Annotated in this window: 11 protein-coding genes; all 11 read left to right on the top strand. The window is 66.9% G+C overall.

The features are described 5' to 3' along the window. Window positions 1–62: 62 nt before the first annotated feature. Window positions 63–1,484: a diaminopimelate decarboxylase gene (gene lysA, locus ACQPXH_RS28160; protein ID WP_433599482.1), complete on the top strand. Its 1,422-nt coding sequence runs from the start codon at window positions 63–65 to the stop codon at window positions 1,482–1,484. Next, on the top strand, window positions 1,481–2,836 hold the full coding sequence (locus ACQPXH_RS28155) for a homoserine dehydrogenase (protein ID WP_433599481.1): 1,356 nt from the start codon (window positions 1,481–1,483) through the stop codon (window positions 2,834–2,836). Before lysA ends, ACQPXH_RS28155 begins: the two co-directional genes overlap by 4 nt. An 83-nt stretch (window positions 2,837–2,919) precedes the next feature. Next, complete coding sequence (gene thrC / locus ACQPXH_RS28150; protein ID WP_433603602.1) at window positions 2,920–3,981, top strand: threonine synthase; 1,062 nt, start codon at window positions 2,920–2,922, stop codon at window positions 3,979–3,981. A gap of 25 nt (window positions 3,982–4,006) precedes the next feature. Next, window positions 4,007–4,963, top strand: a complete 957-nt coding sequence (gene thrB / locus ACQPXH_RS28145; protein WP_433599480.1) for a homoserine kinase — start codon at window positions 4,007–4,009, stop codon at window positions 4,961–4,963. Window positions 4,964–5,308: 345 nt separating this feature from the next. Beyond that, window positions 5,309–7,399 (top strand): transcription termination factor Rho, encoded by a 2,091-nt coding sequence (gene rho, locus ACQPXH_RS28140; RefSeq protein ID WP_433599479.1) that lies wholly within the window; start codon window positions 5,309–5,311, stop codon window positions 7,397–7,399. 223 nt (window positions 7,400–7,622) lie between these two features. Then, window positions 7,623–7,745, top strand: a complete 123-nt coding sequence (locus ACQPXH_RS28135) for a hypothetical protein (protein ID WP_433599478.1) — start codon at window positions 7,623–7,625, stop codon at window positions 7,743–7,745. 430 nt (window positions 7,746–8,175) lie between these two features. After that, a complete protein-coding gene (gene rpmE, locus ACQPXH_RS28130) occupies window positions 8,176–8,406 on the top strand; it encodes a 50S ribosomal protein L31 (RefSeq protein ID WP_433599477.1) in 231 nt (76 codons plus the stop codon). An 84-nt stretch (window positions 8,407–8,490) separates the two neighbouring features. Then, on the top strand, window positions 8,491–9,561 hold the full coding sequence (gene prfA / locus ACQPXH_RS28125) for a peptide chain release factor 1 (protein WP_433599476.1): 1,071 nt from the start codon (window positions 8,491–8,493) through the stop codon (window positions 9,559–9,561). Window positions 9,562–9,704: 143 nt separating this feature from the next. Beyond that, the gene (gene prmC, locus ACQPXH_RS28120; RefSeq protein ID WP_433599475.1) at window positions 9,705–10,577 is read left to right on the top strand and encodes a peptide chain release factor N(5)-glutamine methyltransferase; all 873 of its coding nucleotides are present in this window, start codon (window positions 9,705–9,707) and stop codon (window positions 10,575–10,577) included. 166 nt (window positions 10,578–10,743) lie between these two features. Continuing rightward, window positions 10,744–11,409: an L-threonylcarbamoyladenylate synthase gene (locus tag ACQPXH_RS28115; RefSeq protein WP_433599474.1), complete on the top strand. Its 666-nt coding sequence runs from the start codon at window positions 10,744–10,746 to the stop codon at window positions 11,407–11,409. Between the two features lie 40 nt (window positions 11,410–11,449). Beyond that, window positions 11,450–12,592, top strand: a complete 1,143-nt coding sequence (locus tag ACQPXH_RS28110) for a glycosyltransferase family 4 protein (protein ID WP_387294041.1) — start codon at window positions 11,450–11,452, stop codon at window positions 12,590–12,592. The last annotated feature ends 96 nt before the right edge of the window (window positions 12,593–12,688 follow it).

The following is a 12,688-nucleotide window of genomic DNA, read 5'->3' as shown; positions in this document are numbered from 1 at the left end:
CGAACCATAGACACAGCGTCTCGGACGGTCACGGCGGAGCCGAGCGTCAGCGAGGTGGAGTCGTGAGCGTCCATCCCGCCGGTCCTCGGCATGCAGATATTCCACACGCACCCAGTCTCGCCGAGCGTCCGAGCGATCCGAAACAAATGATCGATCTGCCCGCGAATGTATGGCCGCGCAACGCTTCTCGCGATGCCGAGGGTGTCGTGCACCTGGCCGGTGTGCCGGTGCACGAGCTCGCCGAGCAGTTCGGCACCCCGCTGTTCGTGGTCGACGAGGACGACTTCCGTTCCCGCTGCCGCGATATGGTCGCCGCCTTCGGCCCGGACGCGCGGGTTCACTACGCCTCCAAGGCATTCCTGTGCGGCGAGATCGCTCGCTGGATTCGCGACGAGGGCCTTTCTCTCGATGTCTGCTCCGGCGGCGAACTGGCCATCGCACTGCACGCGGGCTTCCCCGCGAACCGAATCGCATTGCACGGCAACAATAAATCGGTCGTCGAGCTGGCGGCCGCGGTCGAGGCGGGCGTCGGGCATGTGGTGGTCGACTCGCTGATCGAGATCGAGCGCCTGGAGGCCATCGCGGGCCGCGCCGGAGTCGTTCAGGATGTGCTCGTCCGCGTCACCGTCGGCGTGGAAGCCCATACCCACGAATACATTTCGACCGCACACGAGGATCAGAAGTTCGGCTTCTCGATCGCGGGCGGCGATGCCATGGAGGCGCTCGCGCGCGTCTTCGAGGCGGATAATCTCCGACTCGTCGGTCTGCACAGCCACATCGGTTCGCAGATCTTCGAAATCGATGGTTTCGAGATCGCCGCGCGCCGCATGCTCGGCCTGCTGCGCGAGGCCATCGACAAGTTCGGCATCGAGCGCACCGCGCAGATCGCCACCCTGGATCTCGGTGGCGGACTTGGCATTTCGTACCTACCCCACGACGACCCGCCACCGCTCGACGAATTCGCCGCGAGCCTGCGCAAGCTTGTCGCCACCGAGGCGAGCCGTGCCGGACTGCCCGAGCCGAAGATCGCCGTGGAACCCGGCCGCGCCATCGCCGGACCGGGCACCGTCACCCTCTACGAGGTCGGCACCATCAAGGACGTCTCGCTCGATGCCGGACTGCGCAGGCGCTACGTCAGCGTCGACGGCGGCATGAGCGACAACATCCGCCCCGCGCTGTATCAGGCCGACTATGACTGCCGCCTGGTTTCGCGCTCCTCCGACGCCGCGCCCGTGGTCGCCCGGGTCGTCGGAAAGCATTGCGAGAGTGGGGATATCGTCATCCGCGATACGTGGATGCCCGCCGATGTCGGCCCCGGCGACCTGGTGGCCGTCGCCGCGACCGGCGCGTACTGCTACTCGATGTCCAGCCGGTACAACCAGCTGACTCGGCCGGCGGTCGTCGCGGTGCGAGGCGGTGTGCCGCGACTCATTCTGCGCCGGGAAACGGTGGCGGACCTGCTCAGCCTGGAGGTGGAATCATGACGGACGCTGCGAAATTCGGCGTATGGGGGACCGATCGTCCGATCGGAGTCGCGGTCCTCGGCATGGGCAATGTCGGCACCGAGGTGGTGCGCATTCTGCGCGACCACGCCGATGACCTGCGTGCGCGCGTCGGCGCGCCGGTGGTGCTGCGCGGTGTCGCCGTGCGCAACCTGGATGCCGACCGCGGTATCCCGGCCGAATTGCTGACCACCGACGCGGATGCGCTGGTCGCCCGCGAGGATGTCGACCTGGTGGTCGAGGTCATCGGCGGCATCGATCCGGCCCGCCGCCTCATTCTGGCCGCACTCAACGCGAGCAAATCCGTGGTGACCGCCAATAAGGCACTGCTGGCCGACTACACCGGCGAACTCGCCGCCGCCGCCGAGCACCACCGCGCCGACCTGTATTTCGAGGCCGCCGTCGCCGGCGCGATCCCGGTGGTGCGCCCGCTGATCCAGTCGCTGTCCGGTGACCGGGTGAACAAGGTCGTCGGCATCGTCAACGGCACCACCAACTTCATCCTCTCCGCGATGGACGAGACCGGTGCGGACTACGAGATCACCCTGGAAGAGGCCACCCGCCTCGGCTACGCGGAGGCCGATCCGACCGCCGACGTCGAGGGCTACGACGCCGCCGCCAAGGCCGCGATCCTGGCCTCGCTGGCCTTCCACACCCGAGTGACCGCGGCCGATGTGTACCGCGAGGGCATTTCCAAGATCACCGCCGAGGATCTCGAGACCGCCTCCGCACTGGACTGCACCGTCAAACTGCTCGCCATCTGCGAGCGGGTCGCCGCGGGTCCGGGCGAACCGGGACCGGAGGAGGGCGGCAAGGAGCGCGTCTCGGTGCGCGTCTACCCGGCCCTCATACCGCGCAAGCACCCCCTTGCCACGGTCACCGGCGCATTCAACGCGGTGGTCGTCGAGGCGGAGAACGCCGGTCGGCTGATGTTCTACGGCCAGGGCGCGGGCGGCGCCCCGACGGCGTCGGCGGTGCTCGGCGATCTGGTGATGGCGGCGCGCAACAAGTTCTTCGGTGGCCGTGCTCCAGGCGAGTCGGTTTATGCTGAGCTACCGATCGCGCCGATCGGCGATACACCCACGCGGTACCACGTGAACCTGCAGGTCGCGGACCGACCCGGGGTGCTGGCCAAGGTGGCGGGCGAATTCGCCAACCACGAGGTGAGCATTTCCACGGTCCGTCAGGAAGGACACGGCGCGGGTGCGCGCCTGGTCGTGGTTACCCACCAGGCGTCGGAGTCGGCGCTCGCGGACACCGTCGCCGCCCTGGCGGAAATGGAATCCGTCACATCCGTGACCAGCGTTCTGAGATTGGAAGGCACCAACGAATGACAACTGCATCGCGCAGCGATTCCGTGAGGGGCGGCGGTCGGGCGACGGGTGGGCCTACGACTGGCGTTGCGCCGCAGGCGGGAGTGCACTCGCGGTGGCCCGGCCTGATCGCCGCCTACCGTGATCGCCTGGCGGGCACCGCCGACTGGGACCCGGTCACCCTGTACGAGGGCGGCACCCCGCTGGTGCCCGCACCGCACCTCTCGCGCCTCACCGGCTGTGATGTTTACCTCAAGGTCGAGGGCCTGAATCCGACCGGATCCTTCAAGGACCGCGGCATGACCATGGCCATCACCGACGCGAAGTACCGCGGGCAGAAGGCCGTGCTGTGCGCGTCCACCGGCAATACCTCGGCATCGGCGGCCGCCTACGCGACCCGGGCCGGGATGAGCTGTGCGGTGCTGATTCCGCAGGGCAAGATCGCCATGGGCAAGCTGGCCCAGGCCGTCATGCTCGGTGCGAAGATCATCCAGGTCGACGGTAATTTCGACGACTGTCTCGAGCTGGCGCGCAAGGTCACCGCGGAATTCCCGACCGTCGGTCTGGTGAATTCGGTGAATCCGGCCCGTATCGAGGGCCAGAAGACCGCCTCGTTCGAGATCTGCGATGTGCTCGGCAAGGCGCCCGACGTGCACGCCCTTCCGGTGGGCAATGCGGGCAATATCACCGCCTACTGGCGCGGTTACCGCGAGTACTACGCCGACGGCATCACCACCGGCCTGCCGCGCATGCTCGGTGTGCAGGCCGCGGGCGCTGCGCCGCTGGTCAACGGTGCACCGGTCAAGGATCCCGAGACCATCGCGACCGCCATCCGGATCGGCGCGCCCGCGTCCTGGAACGGCGCGGTGGAGGCCAAGGAGCAGTCCGATGGCGCCTTCCGCGCCGCCACCGACGAGGAGATCCTGGAGGCGTACCGACTGGTCGCCGCGACCGAGGGAGTTTTCGTCGAGCCCGCGTCGGCGGCCAGCATCGCCGGCCTGCTCGCCGCGCGCAAGGAGGGGTGGCTGGATTCCGGGCTGACCGTCGTGTGCACGGTGACCGGCAACGGCCTCAAGGATCCGGACAACGCGCTCGCGGGAATGCCGCGGGTGCAGGCGATTCCGGTCGACCCGATCGCGGTCGCCCACGAACTCGAGCTGGCCTGAGTTGAATTCGCGCGAAAGCCAACTGATGACGAGGACGCTGCCCGCCGGTCTGTCCGTGACCGCGCGGGTGCCCGCGTCCAGCGCCAATCTCGGCCCCGGATTCGATTCGCTCGGTATGGCTTTGGGCATCTACGACGAGATCGAGGTGCGCACTACCGATTCCGGCCTTACCATCCGAGTGGAGGGCGAGGGCGCCGACGATGTGCCATGGGGCCCTTCACATCTCGTGGTGCGCGCGATCGAGCGCGGCCTGGAGGCGGCCGGCGTCTGGGCCGATGGTCTCGATGTGGTGTGCCGCAACGTAATTCCGCATTCGCGTGGTCTCGGTTCGTCGGCCTCGGCGGTCGTCGGCGGGCTCGCCGCGGGCTGCGGGCTCGCCGCGAAATTGGATCCGGCATTGGCCATCGGCAGTGACCAATTGGTCCAGCTCGCATCGGAATTCGAAGGTCACCCCGACAATGCCGCGGCCAGCGTGCTCGGCGGAATCGTGGTGTCCTGGACCGAAACCGCTGCCGACGCCGCCGACGACGGTGCCGTGGCGCTCGATCACGGCCGCGTCTACCGTGCGGTGCGCCTCGATCCGCATCCCACGCTGCGTCCGGTGGTGCTGATTCCCGAAGAGCGCTCCTCGACCGCGCATACTCGCGGCCTGTTGCCCGAGGTCGTGCCGCATGGCGATGCCGCATTCAATGTCAGCCGCGCCGCGCTCGCGGTGGTCGCCCTGACGCAACGTACCGACCTGCTCCTGCCCGCGACGGCCGATCGTCTGCATCAGACCCAGCGCGCGCCCGCACTGCCGTTGACCACCGAATGGATCGCCAGGCTGCGTGCGGCCGGGATCGCGGCCACGGTATCCGGCGCGGGACCGACCGTACTGGCCTTGGGTACCAGCGAATTCCCCGCCGAACTCCGCCAACTCGCGGCCATCGACGGGCTCCGCGTGGTCGAGCCGGGACTCGCAGAAGGCGTCCAGGTCGACTGACGGCGCGTCTGCCTTGCCGATGTTCCAGGTTGCCAGCTATCCTGAGCACGTCCGTACATCGTGCGCATCAGACGCCGGTGCTTCATCAGGGCAATCGCTCCAGCAGGCTCCAGGCTCGAGCCTCCAGGCCATGGGGGTGCTGCGTAGCTGCGCAACTGGAATGATCTCTCCCACCTTTCGGGAACTGGTGGCGAAGCCGCCGGTCCGGCGGGGCAGGTGATACGGCAAAAAGCGCCGGTCCGAGCTTTGTGCTCGGCCCTCGCATCCGAGTCCGGCAGAACGCACGGACTGCGGGACGAAACCCTCGAAACAGCACACGGCAATCGAGGGAAGGAAAGGATTTCCGTGACAGATACGGACCTGCTCGCGACACCCGGGGTGGATTCCAACCCGACCGGGGACCGCGAAAGTGACTCCGGACAGATTTCGAAGATGAGCGAACAAACCGACGTCGCACGATCGGGGCTGACTGGAATGCTGTTGCCGCAATTGCGCGCGCTCGCGGGGGAGCTCGGTATCCGAGGCACCTCTGGAATGCGCAAGGGCGATTTGATCGCCGCCATCAAGGAAAATCAGGCCGGAAAGTCGGCGAAGGCGGAAAAGTCCGCGCGAGGCGAGGTGAAGTCCGATGTGGACGCCGCCAAGGCGGCGCCGGCGAAGGCCGAGCAGGGCACCCTCGACGTGACGCCCGCCGCTTCCGCCCCGGCGAAGGACGCTCCCGCTCCGGCGAAGGAGGCCCAGGCCAAGGACGCTCCGGCGAAACAGGCTGTCGCGAAGGAGGCCGTCGCGGACGCAGCGCCGAAGGCCGCCGAGAAGTCTGCCGAGTCGAAGTCCGATCAGACCCAGGCCGACGCCGCGCCGGCGGAGACCACCGAGGATTCCGGTCGCGAGGGCGGTCAGCGCGGTCGCGGCAGGCAGCGTCGCGGTCGCGACCAGGCGCGCGCCGGTGGCGATGCCGCTGCCGGCGAGGCCCGTGGTGACGAGCCCAAGCAGGAGCAGGAGCAGGGCGAACGCCGCCGCGAGCGCAGCCAAGGCGGCGACCGCAATCAGGGCGGCGACCGCAATCAGGGCGGCGACCGCAATCAGGGCGGCGACCGCAACCAGAACGGCAGTGCCAACAGCGGCCGTGGGGGCGAGGGCGGCGGCCGCGGCGAGGCCAACCGTGGCGGTGACGAGGACGAGGGCGGTCGCGGACGGCGTGGACGCCGGTTCCGGGAACGTCGTCGTGGTCGCGACCGCGAGGGTGGCACCGGTGGCGGTGAGGCCCGCGAGCTCGAGATCCGTGAGGACGATGTCCTGCAGCCGGTCGCGGGCATTCTCGACGTGCTGGACAACTACGCCTTCGTGCGCACCTCCGGCTACCTGGCCGGACCGAACGACGTCTACGTCTCGATGAATCTGGTCCGCAAGAACGGCCTGCGCCGCGGTGACGCGATCACCGGTGCGGTGCGCGCCCCGCGTGACGGTGAGCAGAGCAACCAGCGCCAGAAGTTCGATCCGCTGGTGCGCCTGGACACGGTGAACGGCGGTGAGGTCGACGCGGCCAAGCGGCGGCCCGAGTTCAGCAAGCTCACCCCGCTGTACCCGAACCAGCGTCTGCGCCTGGAGACCCAGCCGAACAAGCTGACCACCCGCGTCATCGACCTGATCATGCCGATCGGCAAGGGCCAGCGCGCCCTGATCGTCTCCCCGCCCAAGGCCGGTAAGACGACGATCATGCAGGACATCGCGAACGCCATCGCCATCAACAACCCGGAGGTGTACCTCATGGTTGTGCTGGTCGACGAGCGTCCGGAAGAGGTCACCGATATGCAGCGTTCGGTGAAGGGCGAGGTCATCGCCTCGACCTTCGACCGTCCGCCGTCAGATCACACCTCGGTCGCCGAACTGGCCATCGAGCGCGCCAAGCGCCTGGTGGAAATGGGCAAAGACGTTGTGGTGCTGCTCGACTCGATCACCCGATTGGGCCGCGCGTACAACAACTCCTCGCCGGCATCGGGCCGCATCCTCTCCGGTGGTGTCGACTCGACCGCGCTGTACCCGCCCAAGCGGTTCCTCGGCGCGGCGCGCAATATCGAGAACGGCGGCTCGCTCACCATCATCGCGACCGCCATGGTCGAGACCGGTTCGACCGGTGACACGGTGATCTTCGAGGAGTTCAAGGGCACCGGTAACGCCGAGCTCAAGCTGGACCGCAAGATCGCGGAACGGCGCGTGTTCCCGGCCGTCGACGTCAACCCGTCCGGTACTCGTAAGGATGAGCTACTGCTCAGCCCCGACGAGGCGGCGGTGCTGCACAAGTTGCGTCGCGTACTGTCCGGCCTGGACTCGCACCAGGCGATCGATCTGCTGATCGACCGTCTGAAGAAGTCCAAGAACAACCTCGAGTTCCTGATGCAGGTCAGCAAGACCGCGCCGGGCGCGCTGGACGAATGAGTGAACGGGGACTCCGCGGAGGCGGAGTCCCCGTGCTTTTTGCGCAAACGTCACAACTGATTTCGTGGGCACATGGATAACCCGTTGGGTACATCCAGAACTGAAGTCCACTGCCTGCCGCCGGTCCGCTGCGGTGGTCTCCACGCACATGGCATCCGGCAAAAGGCGCGGGGAGGCGTGGGAGCGCCCTTTCGGCGTTCTCGGGCTGAAGAATGCCAGACCTATGCCTGCCGCGCCCGCGATCATGAAGGCCAGGATGATCGCGGTCGTGGCGGCGGGGCTACCGCTGTTCGCGGCGGTAGTGGCCGGGTCGAACTGTGCGGCAGTGGGTTTCGTGTACGCGTAGGTGTCCGGGCGATCCGGAGTGGTTGACCAGCCGACCGCGACAGCGAGAATCAACGAAACGAAGACCGCCAGAGCAACGCGGCTGTTCACAGTGTTCTCCCTTCTGTCTCGGCACGCCGATGTGCATCAGGCCTTAAACTCTATGAACATTAGTGTTCGTATCCACGAGTAGTTGACTACCTGTATTAAGGGTTCCGTAAGAACACGATCAACGCGTGCCAGTAGTTCAGTTGGCAACAGGACTTGGGGACTACCCAGGGGGCGGGAACAAACCGGAGGTCTGGGGTGTTTTGAGTGCGTAACCACCGTTCTGGCATACTGAGCGGTCGTTGCGTCTGCTCCGACGAGCAGGCCTCCCGCCTAAGTCGGCTCCGGTTCACGTCCTCGCGATCTGCGCGGGCGACCCGGCGGCCAATATCGAGAGGACACCCATGAAGGCAGGAATCCACCCGTCGTATGTCGACACCACGGTCGTCTGTGGTTGCGGCAACACCTTCCAGACTCGCAGCACCAAGGAGTCGGGACACATCACCGTCGAGGTCTGCTCGCAGTGCCACCCGTTCTACACCGGCAAGCAGAAGATCCTCGACACCGGTGGTCGCGTGGCCCGCTTCGAGGCTCGCTACGGCAAGCGTGCCGGCAAGAAGGCCGACGCAAAGTAGCTTCCCCGCCGACGCCCGGTCCTGCACTGCAGGCCGGGCGTCGGCGCTTTTGTGTGGCCAGTACGGATAACGAGAGGAAGCACCGTGACGCAACCGTCCGCGATCGATGACATTCTGGCCGAGCACGCGGGCCTGGAGACGCAGCTCGCCGATCCGGCGCTGCACAACGATCCGGGTGCCGCGCGCCGGGTCGGCAAACGGTTCGCCGAGCTGGCCCCGATCATGGCCACCTACAACAAGCTGAAGTCCGCCCGTGAGGATCTCGCCGCCGCGCAGGAACTCGCGGCCGACGACGCGTCCTTCGCCGCCGAGGTGCCGGACTTGGAACAACAGGTCACCGAGCTGGAGCAGACCCTCGCGGATCTGCTGGCTCCGCGTGACCCGCACGATGGCGACGATGTGGTGCTCGAGGTGAAATCCGGTGAGGGCGGCGAGGAATCGGCGCTGTTCGCCTCGGATCTGGCCCGCATGTACGTCCGGTATGCCGAGCGGCACGGGTGGAAGGTCGAGATTCTCGATGTGAACATTTCCGACCTGGGCGGCTACAAGGAAGCGACCATCTCCATCAAGAGTCGCGACGCCGCGCGCGACGGTGTCTGGTCCCGCTTCAAATTCGAGGGTGGCGTGCACCGCGTCCAGCGGGTTCCGGTGACCGAATCGCAGGGCCGCATCCACACCTCGGCGGCCGGTGTCCTGATCTACCCGGAGCCCGACGAGGTCGAAGAGGTGCAGATCGACGAATCGGATCTGCGCATCGACGTCTACCGTTCCTCCGGCAAGGGGGGCCAGGGCGTCAACACCACCGACTCCGCGGTCCGCATCACCCACCTGCCCTCGGGCATTGTGGTGACCTGCCAGAACGAGCGCTCCCAGCTGCAGAACAAGGCCCGCGCCATGCAGGTGCTCGCGGCTCGACTGCAGGCGCTCGCCGAGGAGCAGGCCGATCAGGAAGCGGCGGCAGGCAGGGCCTCCCAGATCCGCACCGTGGACCGCTCCGAGCGGATCCGCACCTACAACTTCCCGGAAAACCGCATTACCGATCACCGCATCGGCTTCAAGGCGCACAACCTCGACGCCGTACTCGACGGTGATATGGACGCACTCCTGGATGCCCTGGGCAAGGCGGATCGCGAAGCCCGAATGGCCGCGGAGTAATCCGGTCCCGACCGCTGGATCCGGCGAAGTTTGGTAAGAACATGGGTAACTCCGCCGGGTAGGCCCATAACTCATCCCGGTAATCGATCCGCGTCCCGCGATGCGAGTATGTACGACCGGCAAAGGAAGAGGCGGACGAGCCCATGACGCGTGTGGCGTTGCGCCCGGCCATCAACCAGGCGGTGGAGACTCTGAGGGCGGCGGGCGTGCACAGTCCGCAGGCCGACGCCGAACATTTGGCCGCCCACCTGCTCGGTGTCGATCGGACCCGGCTGGTGCTGACACCGCTGGTCGCCCCGGAGCTACTCGAGGCCTATCGCGCCCTGGTGGACCGGCGCGCCCAACGTATTCCGCTGCAGCACCTGACCGGCACCGCGGCGATCGGCGAAATCGAGGTCGCGGTCGGCCCCGGCGTCTTCGTGCCGCGTCCCGAGACCGAGCTGCTGTTCGCCTGGGCATTGGCGCAATTGGAGGCGCTGCCGCACGATCACACACCGGTCGTCGTCGATCTGTGCACCGGTTCCGGTGCGCTGGCACTTGCCATTGCCCGTGCCCGCCCGGATGCGGACGTGCACGCGATCGAAATCGATCCCGCCGCCCTGCAATGGGCGCGCCGCAATGCCGATCTGCGCATTGCCGAGGGCGACACCCCGATCACCCTGTACGCCGACGATGTCACCGATCCGACTCTGCTTACCGAACGGAACGGTGAGGTCGATCTCATCGTCGCCAATCCGCCGTACATTCCCGAAGGCGCCGAACTCGATCCCGAGGTCGCCGATCACGATCCGCATCTGGCCCTCTTCGGCGGTCCGGACGGGCTGGATGTCATCCGTCGGATGATCCCCACGATTACCCGTCTCCTGCGTCCCGGCGGCTCCTGCGCCATCGAACACGACGACACCAACGGCTCCGATCTCGCCGCTCTGCTGGCCGAGCACGGTGACTTCACCCACATCATCGAACACCCCGACCTCGCGGGTAAACCCCGCTTCGTCACCGCCACCCGCCCCTGATCGCCACCCTGGAACCCGGCAGGTCGCCGAGGGGAGTCGAATGGTGGTTCCGAAGCCCTGGAGGAGCGACCATTCGACTAGCGTCGGAGAGTGGTTCGTGGGTGGCGGGAGTTTGGGCACCCCGCCGATGGTGGCATCGAGTGGCACGCGTGACAGGATGGTGGCCGTGAGTACCGTCTACGACTGCGCGGATCCCGACTCGCGCGCCGCCGGACTGACCGCGGCCACCAGTGCCCTGAAATCCGGTCGGCTGGTCGTACTGCCGACCGATACCTTGTACGGTCTGGCCGCGGACGCGTTCGATTCCACCGCGGTGAGCGATCTGCTCGCCGCGAAGCGGCGTGGTCGCGATATGCCGGTACCGGTGCTGGTCGGCTCCTGGCACACCATCGACGGCCTGGTGTTCTCGGTGCGCCCGCAAGCCCGCGAGCTGATCCGGGCATTCTGGCCCGGTGGGTTGAGTCTCGTTGTGCAGCAGGCGCCTTCGCTCGCCTGGGACCTCGGTGACACCCGTGGCACGGTTATGCTCCGGATGCCGCTGCACCCGGTCGCGCTGGAACTGCTGCGCGAGGTCGGCCCGCTTGCGGTTTCCAGCGCCAATGTCTCCGGACAGCCACCCGCCAAGACCGCCGCCGAGGCGCGCGATCAGCTCGGCGATCTGGTCGGCGTCTATCTCGACGGTGGCTCGGCCGAACATGCGGTCGCGTCGACCATCGTCGACCTCACCGCCGATCAGCCGCGGATCCTGCGCGCGGGCGCGGTACCGGTGGGCGATATCGCCGATGTGCTCGGAATGTCCCCGGAGGCGCTGACCGGCGTCGCGACGCGGTGACCTCGGGACCCAGTGATCAGATGGCGGATCAGATAAACGGATGATCGGTTCGGGTGCGGTAGTTCCTTTGCGCGAGCTGCTGCTCGTGCTTCTCATCTCGGGCACGGTGACCTTCCTGGCCACCGGCGGAATCCGGGTGCTCGCCATCGCCTTCGGCGCGGTGGCGGTGCCGCGCGAGCGCGATGTGCACGTCAAACCCATTCCGCGAATGGGCGGCGTCGGCATGTACATCGGGGTGGTAGCGGCGGTGCTGTTCGCGCACCAATTGCCCGCGCTGCGAAGGGGCTTCGATTACGCGCCGGATATTCCGGCCGTACTGGTGGCGGCCACCCTCATCGTGCTCGTCGGCATCGTCGACGACCGCTGGGGCCTGGACGCGCTGACCAAATTCGCGGGTCAGGTCACCGCCGCCGGTGTGATGGCGGTGATGGGCCTGAGCTGGTACGTCATCTACAACCCGTTCAACGACACGACGGTGGTGCTGGACGCGCTGCAGGGCGGCTTGGTCACCGTCGGCATCACTGTGACGCTGGTCAACGCGATGAATTTCGTCGACGGACTCGACGGTCTCGCGGCTGGATTGGGCCTGATCTGCGCGGGCGCGGTCTTCGTATTCACCGTCGGCTTGCTCTACAGCCAGGGCGGTTCGGTCGACACCTATCCGCCTGCCCTGCTCGCCGCCGCGCTCGCGGGCGCATGCATGGGATTCCTGCCACACAACTTTTCGCCCGCCCGGATATTCATGGGTGATTCCGGATCGATGTTGATCGGGCTCATGTTGGCCGCGGTGTCGACGGGTGCCTCGGGCCGAATCAATTTGGCGGGCTACGGACCTCGCGACATCGTCGGTCTGCTTTCGCCGCTGCTGCTCGTCGGTGCGGTGATGTTCATTCCGGTATTGGACCTGCTGTTGGCGATCGTGCGCCGGGTTCGGGCCGGTGTGAGTTTCTCGACACCGGACAAAATGCACTTGCATCACCGGCTGTTGCAGATCGGACATTCACACCGTCGCGTTGTGCTGGTGATCTATTTATGGGTCGGTGTGCTCGCCTTCGGCGCCGTCGGCACTTCGCTGATCCATGATCGCCGGATTGTGGTGTTGATGATGGCGGGCGGGCTGGTTTTCGCGCTGGTGGTGACCGCCATACCGGGCCTGCGGCGCAAGGAGCCCGCAGATTCGTAAGGCAAGCTCCAGGTAAAGTTCGGGTCGTGAGGGATCGAAGCGAGCGAACCATGAACACAGCGTCCAGAGGAACGACGGAGCCAAGCGTCGGCGAGG

This window comes from Nocardia sp. CA-135953 (genome assembly GCF_050955735.1).
Taxonomy (GTDB): Bacteria; Actinomycetota; Actinomycetes; order Mycobacteriales; family Mycobacteriaceae; genus Nocardia.
The sequence above is the reverse complement of the archived record's forward strand: the minus strand, read 5'-3'. Positions and strand labels throughout refer to the sequence as shown.

Coding starts and splice junctions, on each gene's coding strand:
- thrB (WP_433599480.1), top strand. CDS start 4,007: ATGACGAGGACGCTGCCCGCCGGTCTGTCCGTGACCGCGCGGGTGCCC.
- prmC (WP_433599475.1), top strand. CDS start 9,705: ATGACGCGTGTGGCGTTGCGCCCGGCCATCAACCAGGCGGTGGAGACT.
- rpmE (WP_433599477.1), top strand. CDS start 8,176: ATGAAGGCAGGAATCCACCCGTCGTATGTCGACACCACGGTCGTCTGT.
- ACQPXH_RS28155 (WP_433599481.1), top strand. CDS start 1,481: ATGACGGACGCTGCGAAATTCGGCGTATGGGGGACCGATCGTCCGATC.
- ACQPXH_RS28110 (WP_387294041.1), top strand. CDS start 11,450: ATGATCGGTTCGGGTGCGGTAGTTCCTTTGCGCGAGCTGCTGCTCGTG.
- ACQPXH_RS28135 (WP_433599478.1), top strand. CDS start 7,623: ATGCCTGCCGCGCCCGCGATCATGAAGGCCAGGATGATCGCGGTCGTG.